The sequence below is a fragment of the Pedobacter immunditicola genome, from assembly GCF_037482985.1.
Taxonomy (GTDB): Bacteria; Bacteroidota; Bacteroidia; order Sphingobacteriales; family Sphingobacteriaceae; genus Pedobacter; species Pedobacter immunditicola.
In genome coordinates, this window is the sequence record NZ_JBBHKC010000002.1 from 405,818 (window position 1) to 432,091 (window position 26,274).

At 41.3% G+C, this 26,274-nt stretch carries 22 protein-coding genes, 4 tRNA genes and 1 riboswitch; of the genes, 13 read left to right on the plus strand and 13 right to left on the minus strand.

Annotated features, from left to right (window positions below):
• Positions 1-12: 12 nt before the first annotated feature.
• Positions 13-933 carry a ribosome small subunit-dependent GTPase A gene (rsgA, locus tag WG905_RS04260; RefSeq protein WP_339590466.1) on the minus strand — a complete coding sequence of 307 codons (921 nt, stop codon included), beginning with the start codon at positions 931-933 and terminating at the stop codon, positions 13-15.
• Between the two features lie 259 nt (positions 934-1,192).
• Between rsgA and thrA the strand changes: the two genes are divergently transcribed.
• From thrA to thrC, 3 genes are read left to right on the plus strand one after another with little or no spacing between them, the layout of a single operon-like run.
• Complete coding sequence (thrA, locus tag WG905_RS04265) at positions 1,193-3,640, plus strand: bifunctional aspartate kinase/homoserine dehydrogenase I (RefSeq protein ID WP_339590467.1); 2,448 nt, start codon at positions 1,193-1,195, stop codon at positions 3,638-3,640.
• Positions 3,637-4,572, plus strand: coding sequence for a homoserine kinase (locus WG905_RS04270; RefSeq protein ID WP_339590468.1), 936 nt, complete (start codon positions 3,637-3,639; stop codon positions 4,570-4,572). Before thrA ends, WG905_RS04270 begins: the two co-directional genes overlap by 4 nt.
• Positions 4,573-4,627: 55 nt before the next feature.
• The gene (thrC, locus tag WG905_RS04275) at positions 4,628-5,935 is read left to right on the plus strand and encodes a threonine synthase (protein WP_339590469.1); all 1,308 of its coding nucleotides are present in this window, start codon (positions 4,628-4,630) and stop codon (positions 5,933-5,935) included.
• A 109-nt stretch (positions 5,936-6,044) separates the two neighbouring features.
• On the opposite strand, the gene metF is transcribed toward thrC, so the two are convergent.
• From metF to murQ, 5 genes are all read right to left on the minus strand, one after another.
• The gene (gene metF / locus WG905_RS04280) at positions 6,045-7,001 is read right to left on the minus strand and encodes a methylenetetrahydrofolate reductase [NAD(P)H] (protein WP_339590470.1); all 957 of its coding nucleotides are present in this window, start codon (positions 6,999-7,001) and stop codon (positions 6,045-6,047) included.
• 88 nt (positions 7,002-7,089) lie between these two features.
• Positions 7,090-10,749: a methionine synthase gene (metH, locus tag WG905_RS04285; protein WP_339590471.1), complete on the minus strand. Its 3,660-nt coding sequence runs from the start codon at positions 10,747-10,749 to the stop codon at positions 7,090-7,092.
• A 106-nt stretch (positions 10,750-10,855) separates the two neighbouring features.
• Positions 10,856-10,964: riboswitch (SAM riboswitch) on the minus strand.
• Between the two features lie 112 nt (positions 10,965-11,076).
• The gene (locus tag WG905_RS04290; RefSeq protein WP_339590472.1) at positions 11,077-11,841 is read right to left on the minus strand and encodes a Bax inhibitor-1/YccA family protein; all 765 of its coding nucleotides are present in this window, start codon (positions 11,839-11,841) and stop codon (positions 11,077-11,079) included.
• 49 nt (positions 11,842-11,890) lie between these two features.
• The gene (locus tag WG905_RS04295; RefSeq protein WP_339590473.1) at positions 11,891-12,460 is read right to left on the minus strand and encodes a hypothetical protein; all 570 of its coding nucleotides are present in this window, start codon (positions 12,458-12,460) and stop codon (positions 11,891-11,893) included.
• 4 nt (positions 12,461-12,464) lie between these two features.
• Positions 12,465-13,274: an N-acetylmuramic acid 6-phosphate etherase gene (gene murQ, locus WG905_RS04300; protein ID WP_339590474.1), complete on the minus strand. Its 810-nt coding sequence runs from the start codon at positions 13,272-13,274 to the stop codon at positions 12,465-12,467.
• A gap of 173 nt (positions 13,275-13,447) precedes the next feature.
• On the opposite strand from murQ, the gene WG905_RS04305 reads away from it, so the two are divergent.
• The gene (locus tag WG905_RS04305; RefSeq protein ID WP_339590475.1) at positions 13,448-15,019 is read left to right on the plus strand and encodes a S41 family peptidase; all 1,572 of its coding nucleotides are present in this window, start codon (positions 13,448-13,450) and stop codon (positions 15,017-15,019) included.
• 2 nt (positions 15,020-15,021) lie between these two features.
• Here WG905_RS04305 and der read toward each other — a convergent pair whose 3' ends face one another.
• A complete protein-coding gene (gene der, locus WG905_RS04310) occupies positions 15,022-16,323 on the minus strand; it encodes a ribosome biogenesis GTPase Der (RefSeq protein WP_339590476.1) in 1,302 nt (433 codons plus the stop codon).
• A gap of 45 nt (positions 16,324-16,368) precedes the next feature.
• Complete coding sequence (era, locus tag WG905_RS04315) at positions 16,369-17,247, minus strand: GTPase Era (protein WP_339590477.1); 879 nt, start codon at positions 17,245-17,247, stop codon at positions 16,369-16,371.
• Between the two features lie 110 nt (positions 17,248-17,357).
• Between era and WG905_RS04320 the strand changes: the two genes are divergently transcribed.
• The 5 genes from WG905_RS04320 (at position 17,358) to WG905_RS04340 (ending at position 18,311) form a co-directional block, all read left to right on the plus strand.
• A tRNA-Met gene (locus WG905_RS04320) sits at positions 17,358-17,430 on the plus strand.
• A 39-nt stretch (positions 17,431-17,469) separates the two neighbouring features.
• Positions 17,470-17,541 (plus strand) — tRNA-Glu (locus WG905_RS04325).
• Positions 17,542-17,592: 51 nt separating this feature from the next.
• Positions 17,593-17,665 (plus strand) — tRNA-Met (locus WG905_RS04330).
• A gap of 42 nt (positions 17,666-17,707) precedes the next feature.
• Positions 17,708-17,779, plus strand: a tRNA-Glu gene (locus WG905_RS04335).
• A gap of 130 nt (positions 17,780-17,909) precedes the next feature.
• A complete protein-coding gene (locus tag WG905_RS04340; RefSeq protein ID WP_339590478.1) occupies positions 17,910-18,311 on the plus strand; it encodes a hypothetical protein in 402 nt (133 codons plus the stop codon).
• A 340-nt stretch (positions 18,312-18,651) separates the two neighbouring features.
• On the opposite strand, the gene WG905_RS19505 is transcribed toward WG905_RS04340, so the two are convergent.
• A complete protein-coding gene (locus tag WG905_RS19505; protein WP_431844501.1) occupies positions 18,652-18,942 on the minus strand; it encodes a Smr/MutS family protein in 291 nt (96 codons plus the stop codon).
• Between the two features lie 298 nt (positions 18,943-19,240).
• On the opposite strand from WG905_RS19505, the gene WG905_RS04345 reads away from it, so the two are divergent.
• The 3 genes from WG905_RS04345 to WG905_RS04355 all read left to right on the plus strand — a co-directional run bounded on the left by WG905_RS04345 (position 19,241) and on the right by WG905_RS04355 (position 21,757).
• Entirely contained in the window at positions 19,241-20,683 is a 1,443-nt protein-coding gene (locus tag WG905_RS04345) for an amino acid permease (RefSeq protein ID WP_339590479.1), read from the plus strand.
• A 133-nt stretch (positions 20,684-20,816) separates the two neighbouring features.
• Positions 20,817-21,131, plus strand: a complete 315-nt coding sequence (locus tag WG905_RS04350) for a rhodanese-like domain-containing protein (protein ID WP_339590480.1) — start codon at positions 20,817-20,819, stop codon at positions 21,129-21,131.
• Positions 21,132-21,349: 218 nt separating this feature from the next.
• Positions 21,350-21,757: a hypothetical protein gene (locus WG905_RS04355; protein WP_339590481.1), complete on the plus strand. Its 408-nt coding sequence runs from the start codon at positions 21,350-21,352 to the stop codon at positions 21,755-21,757.
• A gap of 87 nt (positions 21,758-21,844) precedes the next feature.
• Here WG905_RS04355 and bla read toward each other — a convergent pair whose 3' ends face one another.
• From bla to WG905_RS04375, 4 genes are all read right to left on the minus strand, one after another.
• Positions 21,845-22,606 (minus strand): subclass B1 metallo-beta-lactamase, encoded by a 762-nt coding sequence (gene bla / locus WG905_RS04360; RefSeq protein ID WP_339590605.1) that lies wholly within the window; start codon positions 22,604-22,606, stop codon positions 21,845-21,847.
• Between the two features lie 150 nt (positions 22,607-22,756).
• Entirely contained in the window at positions 22,757-23,884 is a 1,128-nt protein-coding gene (locus WG905_RS04365) for an NtaA/DmoA family FMN-dependent monooxygenase (RefSeq protein WP_339590482.1), read from the minus strand.
• Positions 23,881-24,633, minus strand: coding sequence for an NADPH-dependent F420 reductase (locus WG905_RS04370; RefSeq protein ID WP_339590483.1), 753 nt, complete (start codon positions 24,631-24,633; stop codon positions 23,881-23,883). Before WG905_RS04370 ends, WG905_RS04365 begins: the two co-directional genes overlap by 4 nt.
• 108 nt (positions 24,634-24,741) lie before the next feature.
• Positions 24,742-25,770 carry an MsnO8 family LLM class oxidoreductase gene (locus tag WG905_RS04375; RefSeq protein WP_339590484.1) on the minus strand — a complete coding sequence of 343 codons (1,029 nt, stop codon included), beginning with the start codon at positions 25,768-25,770 and terminating at the stop codon, positions 24,742-24,744.
• Positions 25,771-25,901: 131 nt separating this feature from the next.
• Between WG905_RS04375 and WG905_RS04380 the strand changes: the two genes are divergently transcribed.
• On the plus strand, positions 25,902-26,249 hold the full coding sequence (locus tag WG905_RS04380; protein ID WP_339590485.1) for a winged helix-turn-helix transcriptional regulator: 348 nt from the start codon (positions 25,902-25,904) through the stop codon (positions 26,247-26,249).
• Positions 26,250-26,274 lie beyond the last annotated feature (25 nt).

Sequence of the window (26,274 nt, forward strand, 5' to 3'; positions counted from 1 at the left end):
GATTCAACCGTGTTAAGCCCGGGTTTCGTTTCCGTGGAAAATACTTAAATAACTTTCATACCTGCTGAGGTCGATTTTGCCTTCCTCAACGGCTGTAATCACCGCACAGCCCGGTTCATTGACATGCCTGCAGTTGTTGAACCTGCACTGGTTCATCAGGGCACGCATCTCCACAAAATAGTGGCCCAGTTCTTCCGGGCGGATGTCAAAGATGCCCAGTTCCCTGATGCCCGGCGTGTCAATTAAATAACCGCCAAAGGGTAGGGTATGCATCTCGGCGAAGGTGGTGGTATGCTGTCCTTTATCACTGGATTCAGAAATAATACCGGTTTTAATTTCCCGACCGGGAAGTAAAACATTGATCAGGCTGGATTTACCCACACCCGAATGCCCTGAAAAAAGCGTCGTTTTATCTTTAAGCAGCTTTTCTATCTGATCTATATTCGTGCCTTCTAAAGCAGAGACCTCATAACATGGATAGCCGATTTTTTCATAAATGTTTTTATACTCGGCCAGTATTTCCAGTCCTTCGCCTGAAAATAAATCCAGTTTATTAAAAATAAGCATCGTTGGGATCCTGTAAGCTTCTGAGGTGACTAAAAAGCGGTCGATAAACCCTAAAGATGTTCTTGGCGAGGCCAGGGTCACAATCAGAAATGCCTGATCGAGGTTGGCCGCGATGATCTGCGCCTGTTTCGATAGGTTGATGGATTTGCGGATGATGTAATTTTTCCGTTCGATCAACTTATGAATCACGCCTGTATTGGCATTTGGTTCCAGGTCAAACTCCACCTGGTCGCCTACGGCAATAGGGTTGGTCGTTTGAATTCCCTTGATCCTGAACTTTCCTTTAATTCTGCAGTCGTAATTCTGGCCATCCGTTGCATGTACCTGATACCAGCTCCCTGTTGATTTTATGACTAATCCTCGCATATGATCTGGTAAAGGTATTGAAATAATATTTTCTTATAATCATTTGGTATTTAGAAAAATATAACTTTACTTTATACCTAACAATTAAGTGTATATCGTAAAAATGTATAACCTGTATTCAACCATTATTATTATTACTACAACCATTACCGGGGAAATCCGGGGGGAGGTAAGCTAATGGTTAAAAAATTATATATATAGAAACCACAAAAAGCGCCTTCCTCTAAACAGGAAGGCGCTTTTTTTTTAAACCAAGAGCATGAATATTTTAAAATTTGGCGGTACATCGGTAGGATCGGCCAAAAGCATCAGCGCATTGCTGGACGTTGTAGAAGAATCACGAAAAAAAGAAGACTGCATTGTCGTACTTTCCGCCATGAGCGGCGTTACTAATCTCTTACTGGCGATGGCCGAACAGGCACAGCGAGGGGAAGATTACTCAGAAAATTTGTTAGCGATTGAAGAAAGGCATTTTGAAGTCATCCGTACTTTATTGCCAGCATCCGCACAAAACCCTGTGTTCACTAAACTAAAGATTTATTTTAATGAACTGGAAGACATACTTCAGGCTGTATATAACATTAGAGAGTTAACTGCACAGACCAAAGATTTAATTTTAAGTTATGGTGAACGCTGTTCTGCTTTTATGGTTTGCCATATTGCCAAACAAAGATTAACTGATGTGGAGGCCGTGGATGGCACTACTTTAATTAAAACCGACAGTAATTTTGGTCAAGCCAGGGTAAACATGGAATTGAGTGAATTGCTGATCAGCGACTATTATGCCGCAAATCAAGGAAAACTGCTGATTGTTACTGGTTTCATTTCCAGTAACGATGAAGGACGCGTGACTACCCTGGGCAGGGGTGGTAGTGATTACACAGCGGCAATTTGGGGTTCTGCGTTGAACGCCAACGAGATCCAAATCTGGACAGACGTGAACGGTATGCTTACCGCAGATCCGAGAATCGTTGAAAAAGCATTCTCCTTATCTGAATTGAGTTATATCGAGGCGATGGAGCTTTCTTATTTCGGTGCCAAGGTCATTTATCCGCCAACCATGACACCGGCCTTCCTCAAAAAAATACCTATTGTTATTAAAAATACTTTCGATGCTGATTTTCCAGGCACTTATATCCGCCATGATGTTAAAAAATCAGAGCTGCCGATAAAAGGTATATCTTCAATTGATGATATTAGCATCCTGAACCTTTCTGGCAGTGGCATGGTGGGTAAAGCTGGGTTCAGCGGCCGCTTGTTTTCCCTTTTATCCAGGGAACAGATCAATGTAGTGCTCATTACGCAAAGCTCATCAGAACACAGTATAACTTTTGCTGTAAAGCCTGAAGACGCCGTTAAAGCGTTGAATTTAATCAGTAAAGAATTTGAACTGGAACTGCAGGCCAAGAAACTGGAGTATCCGGAAGTGGAAAAAGAACTTTCTGTGTTGGCCATCGTTGGCGAAAACATGAAACATACACCCGGCATATCTGCCAGGTTGTTTAATGCCCTGGGAAGAAATGGTGTCAACGTCCGGGCAATTGCGCAGGGATCATCAGAATACAATATCTCGGTGATCTTATCTAAATCAGACCTTTCTAAAGCAGTTAATGCCGTTCATGATGCTTTTTATGCAGAACTGAAAAAAACATTACACATCTTTTGCCTGGGTACGGGTAATATCGGCAAGGAATTGTTCAGGCAATTGGAAAAACAAATGCCTCACCTGGCAAAAAACAACGACCTGCAGGTGAAAGTAATGGGTATCAGCAATACCAAGCAAATGTATTTGAGTAACCATGGCTTAAACCTGGAAAACTGGCAGCTTAAACTGCAGGAGAAATCAGAACCTGCAGATTTAAAATTGTTTGTGAAAAAAATGAAGGCATTGAACTTGCCGAATTGTGTTTTCGTAGACAATACTGCCAGTGCAAACCCGGTTAACTATTACAAAGAGATCCTGGAAAGCAGTATTTCTATTGTAACGTGTAATAAGATTGGTAATTCGGCCGATTTTGACCAGTATCGTGCCTTTAAAAATGCAGCCAGGAAGTATGGTGTAGATTTTTATTATGAAACGAATGTGGGTGCTGGTTTACCGATTATCCGCACACTAAAAGACCTGATGATGAGTGGTGATAAAGTAGGCCGCATCGAAGCGATCTTGTCAGGCACTATTTCTTATATATTCAACAACTTTAAAGACGACAAGCAATTTCATGCGGTGGTGAAAGAAGCCCAGGAAAAGGGATATACCGAGCCTGATCCGCGTGATGATTTAAACGGTAAAGACTTTATGCGTAAAATGCTGATTCTTGCCCGTGATGCTGGTTATCCGATGGAAGCTACTGATATCTCTATTGAAAATATATTGCCTGCTGCTTGTCTTGCCGCTACTTCGGTGGCTGAATTTTACCAGGAACTGGAAAACAATGCTGCCTATTTTGAAGATATGAAAACAAAAGCTGCCAACCAAAAGCAGGTTCTTCGTTATATCGGCAAACTGGAAAACGGAAAAGTAGAAATTACCTTGCAGAGTGTTGATGATAGCCATCCTTTCTTTGCGCTTTCTGGAAGCGACAATATCATTTCTTTTACCACAGACCGTTACAATGACAGGCCACTGGTGGTTAAGGGGCCTGGAGCGGGTGCTGAAGTTACCGCTGCGGGTGTATTTGCTGACATTATTAATGTGGGCAAGAAATGAGAGAATCTGTAAAAGTTTTTGCACCGGCTACCGTAGCCAATGTTGTTTGTGGATATGATGTTCTTGGTTTTGCAGTAAATGCGCCCGGCGATGAGGTGGTGATGCACATCACGGATAAACCAGGTGTTACCATATCGAAGATTACCGGTGATGATGGGCGCTTGCCACTGGATCCCTGTAAAAATACAGTGAGTGCCAGTGTACAGCATTACCTGCAGCATATCGGCAGAAATGACGTTGGGGTAAGTATTGAACTGCATAAGAAAATGCCAATCGGCAGTGGCCTGGGCTCTAGTTCGGCCAGCACCGTTGCGGGATTGTTTGCCATAAATACGCTGATGGATAATTTCCTGACGAATAAAGAACTGGTTCCTTTCGCCATGAAAGGGGAGGAGCTTGCCTGTGGTTATGGTCATGCAGATAATGTTGCCCCGGCCTTGATGGGCGGATTTGTCCTTATCAGAAGTTATCACCCGCTTGATGTAATCAGTCTTCCTTTTCCTGAGGAGCTTTGTGCTGCAATTGTTTATCCTGAAGTGGATGTGCCTACAAAAGATGCGCGTCAGATGATCCGCTCTAAGGTATTCCTGAAGGATGCCGTAACCCAATGGGGCAACGTGGCCGGCTTAGTAAGTGGTTTATTTTTAAAAGATTATGATTTAATTGGAAGAAGCATGGTGGATATCCTTGTTGAACCGACACGGTCCATCCTGATTCCTGATTTTTATAAAATGAGGGCGCTGGCGATGGATCTTGGCGCAATAGGTTTTGGTATTTCCGGTTCTGGTCCTTCGGTGTTCGCCCTTACAAAAGACGAGCAGACGGCCCATGCCATTACTACTGCATTACAGCAACAGCTGAAAAGTAGCCACATCAATAGCCTGGCTTTTGTATCGCCTGTAAATAAACAAGGGCCTGTGATTCTTGATTAATCATAAATTGTAAAAAGATGCCGGAACGAATCCGGCATGACGAAAATATATAAAAATGAAATTATACAGCACCAACAACCGTCTATTGAATGTCGACTTCCCCGAGGCCGTTTTTAATAGCATGCCCCAGGATAAGGGTTTATATATGCCGGACCATATTCCAACTTTAGATCCCGACTTTATCAACAATATAGGTGACTATACTTTGCCTGAAATTGCCTTTAAAGTGGCAAGTACACTTTTAGGTGATGCCATCCCGGAAGCAGATTTAAAACTGCTTGTCGAGGATGCCATTAATTTTGATGCTCCTGCCAGGCGCCTGGATAAAAATACCTATGTATTGGAATTGTTCCACGGGCCTTCGCTTGCGTTTAAAGATTTCGGTGCCCGCTTTATGAGCAGGGTGATGTCTTATTTCCTGAAAGATGATGAGCAGATGCTCGATGTATTGGTCGCCACTTCAGGTGATACCGGCGGCGCCGTAGCCCTGGGTTTCCTGGGTGTTCCAAACACAAGGGTAACGATCTTGTATCCTGCTGGAAAAGTAAGTGAGATCCAGGAACTGCAGCTTTGTACCAACGGACAAAACATCCATGCAATAGAAGTCAACGGCACTTTTGATGATTGTCAGCAGTTAGTGAAACAGGCTTTTGCCGATGAAGAACTCATTGCGAAAAGACGATTAACTTCTGCCAATTCCATCAATATCTCGAGGTTAATACCACAGACGTTTTACTACTTTTATGCTTATGCGCAATTGGTTCAGCAGGGTAAAACTGATGTCGTTTTCGCTGTCCCAAGTGGGAATTTCGGGAATCTGGCTGCGGGATTGATCGCCAGTAAAATGGGCTTGCCTGTGAAGCAGTTTATTGCGGCCACCAATGCCAATGATACGGTTCCACGGTTCCTGGAAACCGGCATTTACGAAACCAGGCCCTCGGTTCAGACTTATGCCAACGCCATGGATGTTGGGGCACCAAGTAACTGGGTTAGGATTATGGATCTTTTCGGCAAAGACCGGGCGGAAATCATGAAACTGGTAACCGGATATACCTATACTGATGAGCAAACCTTGCAGGCCATCGATACCATTTATAAGAAATATAATTATGTGGCTTGTCCGCATACGGCAATTGCCTGGCTTGCTTTGGAAGCATATACGGCAGCTCATGCCAATGAAGATTTCGCTGGTGTGTTTCTTTCCACAGCTCATCCTTGTAAATTTCCTTCTGTTTTTCCTGTAGAAATTGCTTCCGCAATTGAAATACCGGAGGAAGTAAAAGAGATGTCTGCTAAAGTGAAACAAGCAGCAACAATGGAAGTAGATTTTGATGCTTTTAAAACTTATTTATTGAACCTGTAAGGGTTATAAATAAAGAGGAGGTCACCTTTATAAAAATAGCCTATAATGTGATTAAACATTATAGGCTATCTTGTAGTAAGTTCGCTGTAGCTAGCTGAGTGGGCAATGTCTAAAACAACGCCTGTGCAATTTTTCTCGTCGGACCAGAATTCCCCATGGTGTAAAAGTGAAGAACGGGTGCGCCGAGCTCTTTTAAGCCTTTACATTGTTCGATCATCCATTCAATGCCCACTTCCCGCACTTCTTTTTCAGATTTGCAGGCCGTCACCGCTTCACTTAGTTCCAAAGGAATATCCAGGTGAAAGGTTTTTGGCAGGCTATTGAGCTGTTTGCTGTTAGTGATTGGCTTTAAGCCCGGTATAATCGGTACATTGATGTCGTGTTCACGGCACTTTTCCACAAAGGTTTTATATTTCTGGTTGTCGTAAAACATCTGGGTAACGATAAATTCAGCGCCTAAATCAACTTTTAGTTTCAGGTATTTAAAATCAGTTTCCATGTTGGGGGCCTCGAAATGTTTCTCCGGATAACCAGCAACACCAATACAGAAGTCAGTTTTCTCTGAATTATCGATGTCTTCATGGAGGTATTTTCCATTGTTCATGTCCATTACATGCTGCACCAGGTCAGAGGCATAAGCATGCCCTTCAGGCGTAGGAATAAAGGTGCTGTCACTTTTTCTGGCATCACCACGCAACACCAGTACATTGTCTATACCCAGAAATTGCAAGTCTATTAAAGCATTTTCTGTTTCTTCTTTGGTAAAGCCACCACAAATCAGGTGAGGCACAGCATCGACTTTATACTTACTCATGATCGCTGCACAGGTAGCTACTGTACTTGGGCGTTTACGGTAAGCTAATTTCTCCAACAGCCCATTGGCATGCTGTTTATATATATAATCTTCCCGTAGGTAGGTGACATCAATAAAAGGCGGGTTAAATTCCATTAAAGGATCTATGGCATCAAATATACCCTGGATGCTTTGTCCTTTAACAGGAGGTAAGAGTTCAAAGGAAAATAAAGTTTTGCCTTTCGCGCATTTGATGTGGTCTTTGATCTTCATGTTTAATTATAGTTTATCCGGTATTTAGGGTTGTAACAGTCTGTTGAATTCGTTCTTCATCCCGGAACGGAGTCCGGGATGAAGAACATTAATAAGCTAAATTAGGTCCAAGCCACCTTTCGGTTTCTTCCAGTGAAAGGTTCTTACGCTTCGCATAATCAGCCACTTGGTCCTGGGTCATTTTACCGACTCCGAAATACCTGGATTGCGGATGAGCAAAGTAAAAGCCACTCACGGCTGCTGTAGGATACATCGCAAAACTTTCCGTAAGTTTTAAACCGATTTTCTGCTCAGCATCCAGCAATTCAAATAGGGTGGCTTTCTCCGTGTGATCCGGACAAGCAGGATAGCCTGGTGCTGGCCTGATCCCTGCATATTCTTCTTTAATCAGCTCAACGTTGCTTAAGTTTTCTTCCCTGGCATAGCCCCAATATTCTTTGCGGACCAGCTCATGCATTTTTTCTGCAAAGGCCTCAGCCAGGCGGTCGGCCAGTGCTTTTACCATAATGCTGTTATAGTCATCATGGTCGCGTTCAAATTCGGCTACCATTTCATCACAACCTATACCTGTGGTTAAAGCAAAACCTCCAAAATAATCGTCAATTCCGGTTTCTTTTGTTGCGATAAAATCCGACAAAGCATAGTAAGGCTCTCCGGCCACTTTTTCAGACTGCTGGCGCAGGGTATGGATGGTCACAGATTTTCCGTCTACATCCAAAATGATATCATCATCCTGTGCCTGCGCTGGCCAGAAACCGATCACTGCCTTCGCCTTTAATAGCTTCTCCTCAACGATTTTTTTCAGCAGCACTTGTGCATCTTCGAAAAGTTTGGTGGCTTCAGTTCCTATCAGTTTATCTGTTAAAATCCTTGGATAGCTGCCTTTCAATTCCCAGGTATGGAAAAAAGGTGTCCAGTCGATATAAGGAATCAGTTCAGTTAATGGAAAGTCCTCAAAAACTTTGGTACCTGTAAAAGCTGGTGCCGGGGCTACATCCTCAGGATTGATCTGAAATTTGCTTGCGCGGGCCTCCTCAATACTTTTATAGCGTTTATCTGATCGTTTGTTTAAATGTGTTTCCCTGGCTTTATCGTATTCCTGTCTGATTTGATCAATGTAAGCACCGCGACTATCCTTATTCATTAAGGTACTGCAAACCGTTACACTTCTGGAGGCATCCAATACATGGATAGCTGGTCCGGAATAATGAGGTGCAACTTTAACAGCTGCATGGATACGCGACGTGGTTGCCCCACCGATAATCAAAGGAATGGTAAAGTTCTCCCGTTCCATCTCTTTGGCAAAATGAACCATTTCATCCAGCGATGGCGTAATTAAGCCACTCAGGCCAATGATATCTGCATCAATTTCCCTTGCTTTTTTAATGATTTCCTGGGCAGGCACCATCACGCCCATGTCGATGATCTCAAAGTTATTACAAGCCAGTACTACACCAACAATATTTTTGCCGATATCATGTACGTCTCCCTTAACGGTAGCCATTAACACCCTGCCGGCAAAAGAACTTGTGCTACCATCCGGATTATCTAGTTTCTCCTGCTCAATGAAGGGAAGCAGATAGGCTACTGCCTTTTTCATCACCCTGGCCGATTTAACCACCTGTGGCAGGAACATTTTACCGGCGCCAAACAAGTCGCCCACGATGTTCATCCCATCCATTAAAGGGCCTTCAATGACCTGGATTGGCTTATCGTATTTTTGGCGGGCTTCTTCAGTGTCGGCGTCAAGAAACTCGATGATACCTTTGACCAGTGAATGGGAAAGACGCTCTTCTACAGGTAGCTTACGCCATTCCTGATCTTTCACTAAAACTTTGCCCTTAGTTTTTATCGTGTCAGCATACTCCACCAGGCGCTCCGTGGAATCATCCCTGCGGTTGAGCAACACATCTTCCACATGATCCAGCAATTCTTTTGGAATAGCCTCATAAACTTCCAGCATTCCGGCATTGACAATACCCATATCCAAACCTGCTTTGATGGCATGGTACAGAAAGGCAGAGTGCATGGCTTCCCTGACCACGTTGTTACCCCGGTAAGAAAAGGAAATATTCGATATCCCGCCACTCACTTTGGCATAGGGAAGATTCTCCTTGATCCAGCGGGTAGCATTGATGAAGTCAACTGCATAATTATTATGTTCTTCCAGACCGGTACCGACAGTTAAAATGTTGGGATCGAAAATGATATCCTCTGCCGGGAAACCAACTTCATTAACCAGCAGGTCATAGGAACGCTTACAGATAGCCGTTCTTTTCTCGAAATTATCCGCCTGTCCGCGTTCATCAAAAGCCATCACCACCACAGCAGCACCGTAGGCCATGATTTTGCGGGCACTTTCAATAAATTTTTCTTCCCCTTCTTTTAGCGAGATGGAGTTGACAATACCTTTTCCTTGTAAACATTTTAAACCGGCTTCAATGACAGTCCATTTCGAAGAATCGACCATGATAGGCAATTTCGAGATATCAGGTTCAGAAGCAATGAGGTTCAGAAACTTTGTCATTGCCGCTTCTGAATCAATCATGCCTTCATCCATGTTTACATCGATGATTTGTGCACCGCCTTCAACCTGTTGTCTGGCTACAGCAAGTGCCGCTTCATAATCGCCGCTTAAAATAAGCTTGGAGAATTTTGGAGACCCGGTAATATTGGTCCGCTCGCCGATGTTGACAAAGATACTTTCAGGAGTAACCGTTACAGCTTCCAGGCCACTTAAACGAAGGTAGCGTTCTGGGGTAGGTATTTTTCTTGGTTTAAGTTTCGTCGCTTTTTTGACGATACAGGCGATATGTTCTGGAGTTGTACCACAACAGCCACCAACGATATTCACGAAGCCATGCTCCATGAAATCTTCCACCAGGTGGGCCGTTTCATGTGGTTGTTCATCGTAAGCACCGAATTCATTAGGCAGACCTGCATTGGGATAAGCGGATACATAGCAATTTGCTTTTGCAGCAAGTTCCTCAATATGCGGACGCATTTCCTTGGCACCAAGAGCACAGTTAAAACCGATGCTCAAAGGTTTTGCATGGATAATGGAATTCAAAAAGGCTTCCACCGTTTGTCCGGAGAGTGTTCTTCCTGAGGCATCCGTGATGGTGCCGGAGATCATGATCTCTATTTTACGGCCGATTTGAATTTCATACTTTTTAATGGCAAATATGGCTGCTTTGGCATTTAACGTATCAAAAATGGTCTCGATTAAAAGCACATCCGCACCACCATCAACCAGGCCTTTTACCTGTTGAAAATAGGCGTCCTGCAGTTCATCAAAAGTTAAAGCCCTATAACCCGGATCATTTACATCGGGTGAAATTGATAATGTTCTGTTGGTTGGGCCAATAGCGCCGGCCACAAAGCATTTGCGCTCAGGATGAGCAGCCATAAATTCTGTGACCGCTTCTTTGGCAATTTTTGCTCCAGCGAAACTCATCTCATAATCGAGCGTTTCCATCTGGTAATCCGCCAACGAAATTCTTTGCGTACTGAACGTGTTGGTTTCTATGATATCGGCACCGGCCATTAAATATTCGCGGTGTATAGATTTAATAATATCGGGACGGGTGAGGTTAAGAAGGTCGTTATTACCTTTTACATCACAAGGATGATTTTTGAAGCGCTCGCCTCTGAAATCTTCTTCTGTTAATACGTGCCGTTGTATCATGGTGCCCATTGCACCATCAATAATTAAAATTCGTTTTTCAAGTTCTTCTCTGATACTCATGCTTTTGTTTTGTTAAAGAGAGCTCCCATCAGGTTGACTTTTAATCACCTGGTTGCGGTATACCATACTAAAAAGCTTATTCGGGATTCCGGTGAGGAGTCGATTCAACTTATCTTTCCAAAACGTTTAAAACGTTTCAGTAGAATGTAGCACCTTGTAAGCACAGGTTGCTAAGACTTCGTAGGGTCTAATCCCTCCGTCTTTCTCTATAAGCTTTACAAATGTGCAACAAAGAAAAATGATATCCAAAGAAATCGTTCGTAAACCTTATAAAATAACGAAGGCCCTACAAATATGCAGGGCCTTCAAAATTATATTTGGAATAAGTTATCTTCTGTCGCCGAATATTCTTAACAAGAATAAGAAGATGTTAAGGAAATCCAGGTATAATGATAACGCACCCATGATGGCAAGTTTTTTAGTGTCGGCATGAACGATTTGGTCGCCATTTGCTTCAATTCCTTCGCCTATACGTTTCAGTTTTTGAACGTCATAAGCGGTTAAGGCCGTAAAGATAGCTACACCAAAGAAACTCATGATGTAATCAAATTGTGAACTGCCAATGAACATATTGACCACACTTGCAATCACCAGGCCTATTACACCTACCATTAGGATTGGGCCGAATTTACTTAAATCCGTGTCGGTGGTATAACCCAGGAGGGCCATGATACCAAAGATACCTGTGGCTGCACCAAAACAGGCCACTACAGATCCTGTGGTGTAGGTTAACAAGATAAAACTTAAGCTTATTCCGGTTAAAACGGAATATAAAACGAACACCCCTAATAAGGCACCGTAGGAAAGACGGCTTAACCCTGCGCTCATTAAAAGCACAAGGGCCAATGGTGAGAACATGGCAACATAACCAAGTATAGACATGCCTGTACGGTTACCAGCTTCATCGTATTTTATCAAATAATCCATCGCAGCCGGTGTGCTTGACATAAAAACAGCTGCTAAAGTTGATAGACCCAATGCGATAAACATCCACAGAAATACATTAGCAAAGAACTTCTTTGCAACGACACCTGTCTGATCCTGAACATATTCGGGTTTATGCGCCCAGTTGTAATTATTGTTGTTATCCATTTGTTTTTAATTTTATTTAAAGATAATAATTGTTTGGTTCTTACAAAAGTTATGCCCCTAGTCTTTTTGTCAGGATTTCTTCAACTTTCTTAAAAATCTGCAGCGGTTTTAGCGTTCTCCATGCCATATCGTCAAGTAATCCACCGAAATTGATATAATAATCAAGGTTGTTATCCCTGAATTCTTCAATCACATGGGGATTAAAGTTGATGCCGCAAATCCAGCCATCCTCTACATCCTGAAACCACTCTTCATAATAACAATCTTCTGAAGAGTGAAAATTAAGCACATTTTCGCCAATCAGCATAAATTTATTGATGCCTTGATCGATCATCAGTTCCAGAATTTCACGCTTTAACAACATGATATCATTATTGATGGCATCATTCCATTCGCCCATCAGCTCGATGATGGCATAATTTCTTCTGTAATCAACAAAAAGCACTTTAATGTACAGGGTAGTTGAACCAAAGTCATCCCATTGCGGATGTATCAGGAAGTTATATAATTGTTTATCATAATAGAACTCTGAATACTCCGTATTGAAAAAAGGGGAACGCTCATCTTCTGCAGCGATGTAATCGTCCCTCCATTGATAATAAGGTTCTATCTCGTGCATAATATTATTTATTTAAGCTGGCATCCACAGCTTTCCGAACACTGCCATAACGTTTAAGCAGGTCTTCGGCCTGGTCATGATCGATGTTTAACTCCGCCATCACCATCTGTGTGCCTCTGTCTACCAATTTGTCATTTGTTAATTGCATGTCAACCATCTTATTCCCTTTCACCTTGCCCAGTCTGATCATGACAGTTGTGCTCAGCATGTTCAGTACTAATTTTTGAGCCGTGCCTGACTTCATCCTTGTAGAGCCGGTCAGGAATTCAGGTCCTACCACTACTTCTACAGGAAAATCACTTTCTGCAGCAATAGGACTTCCTTCGTTACAAACAATGCAACCTGTTAGCACACCGTGTTCACGGGCTGTATGTAAACCTGCAACGACATATGGTGTTGTCCCTGATGCGGCAAGGCCGATAAGACAGTCTTTTTCATTAATGTTATATTCCTGTAAATCTACCCAGGCTTGAGTGGTGTTATCTTCCGCGTTTTCAACCGCTTTCCTGATCGCTGCATCGCCACCGGCAATAATTCCTACTACATAATCAAAGGGAACACCAAATGTAGGCGGGCATTCTGAAGCATCAACTACACCCAGACGACCGCTGGTTCCTGCGCCAATATAAAATAGCCGGCCCCCGTTTTGCATACGTTCAGAGACGGCAGTAGCTAGTTTCTCAATCTGAGGGATTGACTTTTCAACAGCTAAAGGAACAGTTTTATCTTCCTGGTTGATTCCTTCTAAAATTTCAAGGACAGACATTTTATCGATGTCATTATACCTGGATTCTTGTTCGGTTACTCTTATCATATACTTTTGTTTTTTTAAATTTCGCTAATTTCTTGCTAAAGTAGAAATCATAAACATAATTCACGTTGTAAAGTTGAAAGTTTCATTCTTTAAATAAAACAAACATTATCAAATTAGCTGTGGTTATTAGTATATGTAACTTCGTTATTATAACTTTGTGCAACAGCTATTCGATGAACAAAAATACCCGTAAAAATCTCTTTATTGCGCTCACTTATTCGATCACACTCATAGGCGGCATGTTTCTGGGTTACAAGTTTTTAAGAGACCAGGGATACCAACTATCAAGACCAGGAATAAAGTTCTCCCACAATACTAAAAAGGTTGATGAGATCATCCATTTGATTGATCGTAATTATGTGGATGAAGTGAACACTGATTCTTTGAATCATTTACCGATCGACAGTATGTTGCACCAGCTGGATCCTCACAGTATATACTTACCACCGAAGGAGGCCAGTGAGCAGATGGAATCATTGGAAGGAAACTTTCAGGGCATCGGTATTGAATATTATGTTTTAAACGATTCACTGCTGGTGACCAATGTGGTTAAATCAGGTCCGGCCGACAAGGCAGGCATCAAGGCGGGCGACAGGATCCTTAAAATTGACAACCTTTCGGTAAGTGGCAAACATTTGACCAGAGCGGAAATGGTTGGTAAAATTAAAGGTAAAAAAGGCACACCGGTTCAATTGCTTGTCCTTCGTCCGGGTAACAGCCAGCCGCTTTCTTTAAGCGTTAAAAGGAGCAATGTGATGGTCAGCAGTATTGACGCTTCTTACATGCTGAACGCTAATACAGGATATATCAGGATCAGCCAGTTTGGTGCCAATACAGATGTTAATTTTATAGATTCATTAACCTTGCTCAAAGCTAAAGGCATGAGCAAGCTTGTCCTTGATTTAAGGGATAATGGCGGTGGTTACCTCAGCGCAGCTACAGGTTTAGCCAACCAGATTTTACAGGAAAACCAATTAATTGTATATACCGAGGGTAAAAATGAACCAAGGACAGACTACATTGCCAGTGGGGGAGGTTTATTTGAGAAAGGAGCTTTAGCTATTCTAATCAATGAACATACGGCTTCAGCGAGTGAAATCCTTGCTGGTGCAGTTCAGGATCTGGAAAGGGGAATCATCATTGGCCGTCGTTCTTTTGGAAAAGGACTGGTACAGGAGCAGTTTCCTTTTGGTGATGGCTCCGCACTTAACCTGACCATAGCCAGGTATTATACGCCGCTGGGACGCAGTATCCAGAAATCTTATAAAGACGGTTACATAGCTTACCAGAAGGAATTAGAGCAAAGGTTTGCAAGCGGTGAGCTGACCACAAAGCAACCGAAGGCAAAAGATAGCCTCAAGAAAAAAGGGAGTGGCGGTATTCATCCCGATGTTTATGTGAAGCTCGATACCAGCGGATTGAATGACTTTTACCATAACCTTGCTTCAGAAAAAATTCTGTTTGACTTTGTCTATGAAGTTTTGGGCAGAAAGTATAACAGCGATTACCTCCAAAAAAATATACAGACATTTGACATCAGTACCACTGACTATATTGCCTTTGTAAAATACCTGGAACGCAAAAAGGTCACTATAGATCAGCAGCAGCTTCGTCAGGCTAAACCGGTAATCTACAATGACCTTAGGGCATTGTTATATAAATATCATTTGGGAGATGCTGGTTATTACAGGGCAATGAACCAGCATGATCACATGATTAAACAGGCTTTGTCAAGCCTGGAGTAATGTTATTTCTGTCTGAAGTAGATTTGAATTGGTACGCCTTTGAAATCAAAGTTTTCTCTAAGTTTATTCTCAATAAAACGTTTGTAAGGTTCCTTGATGTACTGCGGTAGGTTGCAGAAGAAAGCGAACATTGGTGATGTAGCGTTGATCTGTGTTGCATACTTCACTTTGATGTATTTACCTTTATTGGATGGCGGCGGATAGCTTTCAATGATTGGCAGCATCACATCGTTCAATTTAGAAGTAGGAACTTTCTTAGACCTGTTTTTATAAACTTCTAAAGCAGTTTCTATAGTCTGGAAAATACGTTGTTTATTTAAGACCGAAACGAAAATAATCGGCACATCAGTGAAAGGCTGTAATTTAGTGCGGATTTGTTCTTCAAAAACTTTAACTGTCTGGTTGTTTTTCTCAATTAAATCCCATTTGTTGACTAAAATGACGATACCTTTTTTGTTTTTCTCGGCCAGGTGAAAGATGTTTACATCCTGTGATTCCAATCCTTCAACCGCATCAATCATTAAAATCACCACATCCGCTTCTTCCAAAGCTTTAATGGTACGCATTACCGAGTAAAACTCAATGTTCTCTTTAACTTTGGTTTTTTTACGCAATCCGGCAGTATCAATAAACATGAACTCATGTCCGAATTGGTTATAATGAATATGGATAGAATCTCTGGTGGTACCGGCAATTGGGGTAACGATATTTCTTTCTTTACCGATTAATGCGTTGATCAATGAAGATTTACCAACATTCGGGCGACCTACGATGGTCAGTTTTGGCAAGCTGTTTTCTTCTTCAGGCTGATCTTCAAAATGTTTGATCACGTCATCCAATAAATCTCCGGTTCCGGAGCCTGTCATGGAAGAAATAGAATAGATCTCGCCTAAACCAAAGCCGTAGAATACTGACGCTTCGTTTTCCAGTGCTGTATTATCAACCTTATTCACCACAGTGAATACCGGTTTCTTGCTCCTTCTTAATAGGGCAGCTATTTCGTCATCAAGGTCTGTAATTCCAGTGGTTACATCAACCATAAACAGGAGCACAGTGGCTTCTTCAATGGCAATGACCACTTGTTCGCGGATAGCCGCTTCAAAAACATCTTCTGAATTAGCGACATATCCACCAGTATCAATAACGGTGAAATTCTTGTCTGTCCACTCCGCTGTACCGTAATGACGGTCACGGGTTACGCCACTAAAATCATCTACAATTGCTTTGCGACTTTCAGTTAAGCGATTAAAAAGGGTAGATTTGCCTACGTTTGGTCTTCCGACGATTGCGATAATGTTACTCATGTGTCTATGAATTGTATTAATTATTAAGGGGTTGCAAAGGTAGGTTTAATTTTCGTACCCGAAACTTTTTAAATAATTCTTTTTACTGCGCCAGTCTGGTAATACTTTTACAAAGGTTTCAAGAAAAACTTTCTGATCCAAAAATTTCTCAATATCCTTACGTGCTTCAGTACCAACCTTTTTCAACATGGCCCCGCCTTTACCTATCAGGATGTTTTTTTGTGAATCACGTTCCACAATAATCTCAGCGCTGATCCTGGTGATGTTCTCTTCTTCTTTGAAGGATTTAATAATCACTTCGGTGCTGTATGGAATCTCTTTCTGGTAATTGTTGAAGATCTTTTCCCTGATAATTTCAGAAACGAAGAATTTTTGTGTGCGATCCGTTAAGTCTTCCTTATCATAATAGGGTGGGTGTTCCGGCAGAAACTCGAGTACCATTTCAAGGATGCCGTCCAAATTGTATTTATGTAGGGCTGAGATCGCGAAAATCTGTTTTGGATTAAGTTTCTCCTGCCAGTAGGCCATCTTCGCCTCTACTAGCTCTTGTGTCGAATTATCAACCTTATTAATCAGCACGACCATAGGGATGGTGGTGTTGATTATTTTTTCGAGCACATCATTTTCATCATGTTCCTCATTAATATCTGTTACGAATAAAATCAAATCGGCGTCAGTCAGGGCTCCTTTTACAGAACTCATCATGGCATCCTGCAATCCGTAACGCGGTTTGATGATCCCCGGCGTGTCGGAAAACACGATTTGATATGCTTCCTCATTCACGATTCCCAGAATCCGGTGACGGGTAGTTTGGGCCTTTGGTGTGATGATAGATAGCTTTTCACCCACCAAGGCATTCATTAATGTTGATTTACCCACGTTGGGCTTACCTATTATACTTACAAAACCTGCTTTATGTGACATGAAAATATATTTTGAAATAAACTTGCACCACAAAGAAACGAATTATATCTTTGCATTCCAATTCGGAAGAACAGTTAAGGATTTAACAAAAACTTTTAAATTGTATAAAGTGCGGGGTGGAGCAGTTGGTAGCTCGTCGGGCTCATAACCCGAAGGTCATCAGTTCGAGTCTGGTCCCCGCTACCTAAGAATTCGTAACAGTAATGTTAAGGCAATTCAAATGGCCCGTTCGTCTAGGGGTGAGGACGCCAGATTTTCATTCTGGAAACAGGGGTTCGATTCCCCTACGGGCTACAAACTTTAGTCATGCACGCTAAAGTTTAAATCATAAAAGTGCATATAAAGTGCGGGGTGGAGCAGTTGGTAGCTCGTCGGGCTCATAACCCGAAGGTCATCAGTTCGAGTCTGGTCCCCGCTACCTGGATAAGCGTTTAACTATTTTGTTAAACGCTTTATTTTAGGCCCGCTCGTCTACCGGTTAGGACGCCAGATTTTCATTCTGGAAATAGGGGTTCGATTCCCCTGCGGGCTACGATCCCGCTTTACGAAAGTAGAGCGGGATTTTTATTTTTAGTGGAATTAAGACCACTTTAGCTGGTTAAAATGCATATATTTCATCATATTGAATATACAAAATATGAGTCGGCTAACCTGATTTTTATATGCAACTTTCTATTAAAACCAAATTAAGTATAGCTCTAGTTTTTCTAATACATTCTTCTTTAAGTACTTTCGCCAGTCCACAAATGCCCGACTATATCATTTATAAAAATGACACAATCGCGACTTATAATCTGTTGGTTGAGCAATATCTGCAAAAACAAGAGCCAGGTGTTCAGCAACAATTATTTGGATTAAGTTTTCGTGATGGATCATCCTTTAGTTGCTGGAGAGGTTATCAGGCTATTTATAAAATAGAGAATGATAGTCTTTTTCTTGCCGAAATTATTGATTGTGGCAGCCTAAGGAAAACTTTATTAGATAAAGGTGAGCCCGAAGCCATCAACAGAGCGTATAATGTTAAAATTTCTGATATCTTGTTTAATAGACTTAAAAAATGTTAATTGGAAAAGTTCCGATGACTGTGATTGCTCTGAAAAATATTTGATAACAATCAACGAACATGGCAAAATTTCGAAAGTTCGGAAGTTATTCATCTAGAGATTTGGTTGAAGGATAACGGGGAAATTGAAAATTGGACAGATTAAACTTAATTGAGTTCCTTCTGAGTTGTCAATTCATAATCTTCTACGGGCTACATAAACGTTCGGTACTACCAGACATTACCGAACAAGAGTCCTATTTGTTTATTAGCAAGGACTTTTCTTGTTTCTCAGGGATTTTGCAGGATGGTTTTTGGAAATTGAATAGTTCTGGTTTTCCTTTTAAGGGAAATTGTATCTATCAATAACGGATGGTTACTTTAACCACGGCTGAATTGAAAAACGAAGGTTCGAAAGATTCGATCAGACCATCTTTTTCATATATGCGTAATTCGGAATATACACGTTCACGCAGGGCTCCTGTGCCGTGGCCGTGAATGAAACAGATTTCGTTGCATCCTCTCTCGATAGCATTATCCAGGGCATCACGCATACGCTTAAGACTCAGCTGTACCATGTTCTCGTTGCTAAGGCCCGAAGTATTCCGGATGAAGGCTTCTAGATGAAGATCTACTTCTTTTACGCTCGCCATGATACAAAGCTACTGATATTTCCGATATGATAACGCTCCGTTCAGTCTTCAAATTATTCATTATGACCTTTGTAATTTTGATCTTAGCGGTTTTTTTATAGATAAAAATATCATAAGGTAAATGAAATGTAGCAGGCCTAATTTCATTTATAGCTGTTTGGTCGATCTCAAAAGTTGAAGTCCAAACAGTTTAGATGAAAGAAATCGTAAAATACTCAATATAAGTTCCCATTTTTGTTGAAATTTTCAATGGTACTGCTATTGTATTCGAAAAAAAAATTATAAACATCATAAAATATTGAAACAAACTATCGAAAAGCCTGAGGAACAAAAACTCAAAAGAGGTTTGCAAAACAGGCATATTCAGTTAATTGCCCTTGGCGGAGCCATTGGAACAGGATTATTTCTAGGTATTGGTCCTGCAGCTGTATTAGCTGGGCCTTCTGTAATCTTAGGTTATGCACTGGCAGGTGTTATTGCCTTTTTCATTATGCGTCAGTTAGGCGAGATGGTGGTTGAAGAACCTGTTTCTGGTAGCTTTAGCCACTTTGCCAATAAGTACTGGGGATCTTTTGCCGGTTTTGCTTCTGGCTGGAACTATTGGGTGTTGTACATCCTGGTCAGCATGTCGGAGCTGACTGCTATTGGCATTTACGTGCACTTCTGGTGGCCTGAAATCCCGCTATGGACCTCGAGTCTTTTCTTTTTCATCGTGATTAATGCGTTAAATCTTACTTCTGTTAAGGTATATGGTGAGGTGGAATTCTGGTTTTCTATCATCAAGGTTGCAGCCATAATCGCGATGATCGTATTTGGTGTTTATTTACTTTTTAGTGGTAACGGAGGCGAACAGGCAAGCATTCAAAATCTATGGAATGATGGTGGTTTCTTTCCAAAGGGCTTCTTGAGTGCCGATGGGGCAGGAGGCTTTCAGGGATTGTTTGCCGCAATTGCCTTAATCATGTTTTCATTTGGCGGACTGGAATTAATCGGGATAACGGCTGCAGAGGCAGAAGAACCTGAAAAAACGATTCCAAAGGCCACCAATCAGGTTATTTACCGGATTCTGATTTTTTATGTAGGTGCGTTGGTGATCCTGTTCTCCTTATCTCCATGGAAAAACATTACTACCGATAGCAGCCCTTTTGTAATGGTTTTCGAAAGTTTAAAAGGCTTTCAGTTTAACCTTTTGGGCAAGACTATCTACTTTACTAGCTTGATTGCTAATGCGCTTAATATTATTGTGTTGACAGCGGCTTTATCTGTCTATAACAGCTGTGTTTACAGTAACAGCAGGATGTTATTTGGGTTGGCGGAACAAGGAAATGCACCTTCTTTTTTAAAGAAACTGAATAAGAGCTCGGTACCGTTAAATGCGCTATTAATATCAAGCTTGTTTGTGGCGATATGTATTATCATTAATAAACTAATGCCCGATAAAGCATTGGAGATTTTGATGTCCTTAGTCGTGTCCTCATTAATTATCAATTGGCTGATGATCAGCATTACCCATTTGAAATTCAGAAGGAGTAAAGATGCAGATCAGGTTAAAACAAAGTTTCCCTCTTTTATCTATCCTTTGTCCAACTATATATGTCTGCTGTTTCTTGGAATCATTTTAGTGATGATGTGGATAACGGGGTTAAAAATATCGGTTGAGTTGATTCCAGTGTGGATTTTACTTCTATATGTTTGTTATCTGTTTGTTCATAAGAGAAAAAATAAAATCAGGGGAGTTTAAATAAACCACATTATCTACTCATCATAATGATGATCGTGGATTTCTACTCGTCATTATAGCAAATTTGCCTGATTGGAAACATGGAAAGAATTGACTTTGTCATAATGAACCACCAGCAACAGAAAACAATAATATGAATTATATAGAAATTGATGCTTCACAACTAAGCTTGCTTCAGCAGGAGCGATCAACCATAATTATTGATGTACGGGAACGCCATGAAGTCCCCTTCCTGGATAGTAACCTATATAAGAAAGTCCCCATGTCTGAGTTGAGTGCTTTTTTGCAAACGGATATTGATGCTGAAAATGTTGTATTTCTCTGTCAGCACGGTATAAGAAGTGTTGCGGCCGCTGAGGCATTACAGGAGAAATATGGTAACACAAAGAAGGTCTATAGCCTTAAGGGAGGAATTGTAAAATGGAAGGAACATTTTATTAAAGCATAAGACATTGATATAGCTCCTCGGAATTACATCTTTTACTCGCTACAACAATAAAGCATCGAGTGGCTATCAATCGCTATTATGAGATTTAATACTGTAGAGTTTGTTTTCAATTTTTAAACAACTGATATTTAACACATAGATATTAAGGTTGCTGTGTAAGCTTTTTAAGATAGTAACGTGATTGATAAGAAGCTCATTTTAATTTAAAAAGAACATAAATGAATCATAAGACCGCTATACAAATTCTGTTGGTTTTACTCTCCATGGTGATCGTTTTTCATGTTTGCATCATGGCGAAAATAATTCCATACACCATCGCATGGGGCGGGCAAATTACGAATGATAAAGAAATGTATGTTTTTGAAACCATTTCCATTGTGATCAACGTATTCCTCGGCTTTATTTTGTTAATGAAGGGCAACTACATTGCCTTTCAATTCAAAGAAAAGACAGTAAACATTGTATTGTGGGTATTTCTTGTGATCTTCATGCTCAATACCGTCGGAAATATCTTTGCCAAAACTAACTTTGAGAAATTCTTCGCGCTTTTGACACTGCTTTTTGCCATATTGATCTGGAAAATACTGCGGAAAAACAAAGCTGAACCCACAACGCACCTAGCGTAAACAGTTCAAGGTTCACGTTGCATCGGTTCCTGTTCAAGCAGCCAAACCTGCAATTTATTTAAAACGCTCGCTTTAATGAATCGAGACCTAGTTAAATAATTGTATGGTGTAATCCAGTAATTCCAAGCCTCCTGTTTTTCCGTGGCCCGGGATAACGATGTTTGTCTGAGGGTGTTTCTGCTTTACTTTTGTGACCGTTGCCGACCATGCATTGACGTTGGCATCACCCAGATACCCTTTTCCAGCGCCAATTTCCTTGATCAGGCAACCACCAAACATGATCTTTTCCTTTGCAAAATATCCGATCACATTATCCTTCGTATGCCCCTCGCCGAAATACGCTGCTGATACCTTTTCATCTCCCGCTTTAAGTTCCAGGAAGTCGTCGAAACCATTTTTAGGCATATCAAATTGACTATTTGCGGCCTTTAAATTCCTTATCGTACGATTTTCCGCATAAGAAGGAATCTGGTGTTTGTGAAATTCATTTAAACCCGCAACACAGTCATCGTGAAAATGTGTAGCAACAACCCCTTTAATCTTCACCGCCATTTGTAAAGTCAAATATCGGATTAACTCCGCTGTGCTTTCCTGATTCGCAGGCGTATCAAACACAATCGCTTCCTTTTCATCAACTACAACCATTCCGTTGCAGGGTACCTTGCCAAAATCCTGAGTCTGTAAAAATGAAGTATGTAAGTAAACATGAGCTGAAACCTTCGAAATACTCAGGTACTCAGATTGATAGACCACCGAGTCCTTGTATTGACTACTCAATACGCTGCTATAGGCAAGAATAGACATTGTCATTAACAGGCCGGTCAATATATATTTAATCATAGCGTTGATCGTTTCAAATAAAGGTAATACTCTTTATCTTAGTTTTCCACAACCAGGATTTTTTTCATCTATCCTTCATATATAAGACGGTGTACGGGGCTACAGTCTCCAGGCGTCAATCAGTACGCCCCGTTTTTGATGCCAAAAATTGAAATTGTGTTATTTAATCTTTTTGAAAGCCGGCTTAGGCAATCCCAAATTACCCCTAAGGGTATCAGATTCATAAGCTGTTCTGAATATTCCGCGCTCCTGCAAAATAGGTACGACTAAATCAATAAAATCCCTCAAACCATAGGGATGGTCTTGCCGGATCATCAACATGTCCATTGCGCCCACCTCATACCATTGCTGAACCTGATCTGCTACTTTTTCTGCTGATCCAAAAAATAGGGGAAGCGGGATACTGTTTTGAGGATACAACCGCATCATTTCCATGAACTTATCTTTCGCTTCTTTTTCTGTCCTGCCAACGATGGGGTTTTGCTGGGTAGCCAATATAAAATCTTCCGGCCTTCTATCTTTTGCTACTAATCTTTGCTTTAATTTATTGGCTACGGCCAATGTTTCCTGTAAGGTGTTGCCAAAAATAAATGCACCGTCGGTATAGCTTGAAGCATGTTCGATGAATTTATCTGATGTACCTGCGGTGTATAAAACTGGGCGGCCTTGAACAGAACGACTAATATTTAAAGGGCCATCTACCGAAAAATATGCTCCTCTATAATTAAGCGTATGCATTTGATACGGATCAATGAATACCCCATTTTCCTTGTCGCGGATAAAAGCACCATCTTCATAAGTATCCCATAAGCCCAAGAGAATCTCCATAAATTCCTTCTGCATCGGATATTGATCTTCCCGGGTTAAATGACCACGGCTAAAATTAACCATGCCGCCTGGGTTTGAAGTGATTGCATTTACAGAAGCGCGGCCTTTACTAATTTTATCTAAGGATAGAATTTGTCTGGCAACACCGTATGGGTCTGCATAGGATGTGGAGAACGTAGCCGACAAGCCAATATTTTTGGTGACCATGCTGATGGCAGACATGATGGTAACGCCTTCAAACATACTTAGATAATGCGGTATATTTCCTGCTCCTACATGACTCACGTCGATTAAAAACAAAGTGTCGAACTTGGCTGATTCAGCCAGTTTTGCCTGTTGTACATAAAATTCGATACTTTCACTGGCGTCAGATGGCATATCAGGATGTTGCCAGCCCACATGATTCCATCCGGTGCCATCGATAATGGCCGCCAGCTTTAACTTTTTTCTATCATTCATCTATTTGTATTATTTTTATTAAAAGTAACTCTATTTAAGGCCACTGCTTCCTCATGGGTCAAGGCCGGGTCCGCATTAATAAAACGATGAATCACCTCATCACGAAATTTAGGTGCATCCTCTTTATTGGCTTTTTCCAATGCATGAACAAGTTCTTCGCTATTAAGCACTGTACAGTATGCAGGTGTGCCAGGCTGTTGTCTCCATGAATTGGCCAGCTTTCCTCCATCTACCACATCAAAGCCTATTTCATTCACAAGACCAGCTACCACTTTCTTTGCTTGTTCACTATCGCCCGCAATGGATAATGCGATCCTGCCAGGTGTGTTAGTAGTTTTGCCATGATGAACCAGTGTGTATTCAAGAATGTTATTAAAGGCTTTAATAATAGGTCTGCCAAGCTGTTTTGTCACCCAAAGGCTCTCTACTTCTCCATTGTCCAGTTCTGAAATATTGCCATCCCTAAATGGATAATAGTTGGAGGTATCCACAATAATAAGGTCTTGTGGTTCGGCCTCAAAAAGATCTTTGGGCAGTTCGGCAATCGCCTTTAATGGAATGGACAGGATGACCAGGTCAACTCCTTTGACTGCTTCTTTTCGGTCGACAGCGGTAACGCCAATAGCTGTGGCTTTGTTGGTAAGTTCGTCACTCATTTTGGAGGCAGCTAACCGCACTTCATGGTTTGGTGCCAGTTTTTTAGCAAGATTGTATCCCATTGCTCCGGCACCGATAATTCCTATTTTCATACGTATATATATATATTAATGGTAATGAAGCTATCATAAGCTTATTCATTGCTTTTTGTAAGCTACAAGCTTATGATGGTTTCATAATCTCTTATTTTTAATGTTTATTTAACCATTTAAATCAAATACCTCAGCTAACAATTCCAGGCATTTTAACCGGTTAGCCCTATTATTGCTGATGCACTGTACCATTATTTCTTCCGCATCGAAAGTCAGGGCTATTTCCGCTAAATCTTTTTGAATGGTGTCGGGGGTACCAATGAGATATCTCGGCGGAATCCTGCTGTCTGATAAAATAGATGGCGAGGGTATGCCGCCTAAAATAGCAACGGCATTTTCTTCCGTTTCTATCGGACTATTTAAATCACCCTGCCGCATACGCTGCATCATCACGATCATGGGGGCTGCTAGCTTCCCGGCATTTTCTAAGGTATCTGCACAATAAATATTCAGGGAAAGCATTAATCTCGGGTTACTACTCCCTAAAAGGTGTTCCCCCGGACTGAAATTATCACGGTATTTATGTGATATGGTATAAGCCTGATCAGGGTTGATAAATCCTGCAAACGCATAGTTCAAACCCAGGCTGCCTGCGGTATAGGCGCTCCATTGACTGGATCCTAACAGCCAAAACTCAGGCAGGTTAATTCCGTCATGATGTGCTTTGACCTGGCTAAAAATATTTCTTTTATCAAAGCCATCGGTAAGCCAGTTTAATAATTCTTTCAGTTGCTCTTCTGAGTCATCACTCCGCTGCTGAATACTGCGATTGCGTTGTAATGCGAAATCAGATACCGGACCTGTTGTCGCTCTGCCAATTCCCATATCAATCCGCCCTGGAAACATATCGCCCAATAAAGTAAAAACCTCCGCCACCTTAAAAGGACTGTAATGGTTAAGCAACACGGAGCCGGAACCTACTCGGATTCGGGAGGTATTGGAAGCTACCAGAGGGATGGTCACCTCAGGAGCACGGCTGATGAAGTTTTCGGTATTATGGTGTTCCGCAAGCCAGATCCGGTTATAACCCCAATCTTCAACCTTTTGTGCCGTTTCTACAATGTTTTTTATAGCATCAGCTCTTGTTTGTCCGTTGCTAACGGCGCCAAGTTCTATAAGGGATAATTTTATCGACATATTTCTATTTCATTGAGTTCATGCAATTTCAGTCTACGGCATGAAATAATTGATTTGCAAATATACGGATAAATGCTTTCTTTTGTATAGCGCTTTCCCAAAGGGAAGTGTAATTTAATTTGTTCGTATAAATGGAAGTGAAGAAATATGCCGATTGCATTGCAACAATAAAGCCTGTAAGGGATGCGCTTGATATCATCAGTGGAAAATGGAAATTGCCCATCATTATTTCAGTTTCTGTAGGTAACGAGCGGTTTACAGATATTCAGAACAGTATTCCCGGCATTACTCCAAAGGTTTTGGCCAAAGAATTGAAGGATCTGGAACAAAATAAATTGATCAGTAGAATAGTTGCTGCCGATTACCCGGTAAAAATCTCCTATAAAACGGAACCTTATGCGGATACGTTAACGCCAATTATTTATGCGCTAAAGCAATGGGGCGAAAATCATAGGGAGAAGATTTTTAGGGTGGGGTAACACTGTCAATATTTTAAAACTATTT

What these genes read in the sequence shown, in the direction of transcription:
- rsgA (WP_339590466.1), bottom strand. Translation starts at nt 933, where the DNA reads ATGCGAGGATTAGTCATAAAATCAACAGGGAGCTGGTATCAGGTACAT.
- thrA (WP_339590467.1), top strand. Translation starts at nt 1,193, where the DNA reads ATGAATATTTTAAAATTTGGCGGTACATCGGTAGGATCGGCCAAAAGC.
- WG905_RS04270 (WP_339590468.1), top strand. Translation starts at nt 3,637, where the DNA reads ATGAGAGAATCTGTAAAAGTTTTTGCACCGGCTACCGTAGCCAATGTT.
- thrC (WP_339590469.1), top strand. Translation starts at nt 4,628, where the DNA reads ATGAAATTATACAGCACCAACAACCGTCTATTGAATGTCGACTTCCCC.
- metF (WP_339590470.1), bottom strand. Translation starts at nt 7,001, where the DNA reads ATGAAGATCAAAGACCACATCAAATGCGCGAAAGGCAAAACTTTATTT.
- metH (WP_339590471.1), bottom strand. Translation starts at nt 10,749, where the DNA reads ATGAGTATCAGAGAAGAACTTGAAAAACGAATTTTAATTATTGATGGT.
- WG905_RS04290 (WP_339590472.1), bottom strand. Translation starts at nt 11,841, where the DNA reads ATGGATAACAACAATAATTACAACTGGGCGCATAAACCCGAATATGTT.
- WG905_RS04295 (WP_339590473.1), bottom strand. Translation starts at nt 12,460, where the DNA reads ATGCACGAGATAGAACCTTATTATCAATGGAGGGACGATTACATCGCT.
- murQ (WP_339590474.1), bottom strand. Translation starts at nt 13,274, where the DNA reads ATGATAAGAGTAACCGAACAAGAATCCAGGTATAATGACATCGATAAA.
- WG905_RS04305 (WP_339590475.1), top strand. Translation starts at nt 13,448, where the DNA reads ATGAACAAAAATACCCGTAAAAATCTCTTTATTGCGCTCACTTATTCG.
- der (WP_339590476.1), bottom strand. Translation starts at nt 16,323, where the DNA reads ATGAGTAACATTATCGCAATCGTCGGAAGACCAAACGTAGGCAAATCT.
- era (WP_339590477.1), bottom strand. Translation starts at nt 17,247, where the DNA reads ATGTCACATAAAGCAGGTTTTGTAAGTATAATAGGTAAGCCCAACGTG.
- WG905_RS04340 (WP_339590478.1), top strand. Translation starts at nt 17,910, where the DNA reads ATGCAACTTTCTATTAAAACCAAATTAAGTATAGCTCTAGTTTTTCTA.
- WG905_RS19505 (WP_431844501.1), bottom strand. Translation starts at nt 18,942, where the DNA reads ATGGCGAGCGTAAAAGAAGTAGATCTTCATCTAGAAGCCTTCATCCGG.
- WG905_RS04350 (WP_339590480.1), top strand. Translation starts at nt 20,817, where the DNA reads ATGAATTATATAGAAATTGATGCTTCACAACTAAGCTTGCTTCAGCAG.
- WG905_RS04355 (WP_339590481.1), top strand. Translation starts at nt 21,350, where the DNA reads ATGAATCATAAGACCGCTATACAAATTCTGTTGGTTTTACTCTCCATG.
- WG905_RS04365 (WP_339590482.1), bottom strand. Translation starts at nt 23,884, where the DNA reads ATGAATGATAGAAAAAAGTTAAAGCTGGCGGCCATTATCGATGGCACC.
- WG905_RS04370 (WP_339590483.1), bottom strand. Translation starts at nt 24,633, where the DNA reads ATGAAAATAGGAATTATCGGTGCCGGAGCAATGGGATACAATCTTGCT.
- WG905_RS04375 (WP_339590484.1), bottom strand. Translation starts at nt 25,770, where the DNA reads ATGTCGATAAAATTATCCCTTATAGAACTTGGCGCCGTTAGCAACGGA.
- WG905_RS04380 (WP_339590485.1), top strand. Translation starts at nt 25,902, where the DNA reads ATGGAAGTGAAGAAATATGCCGATTGCATTGCAACAATAAAGCCTGTA.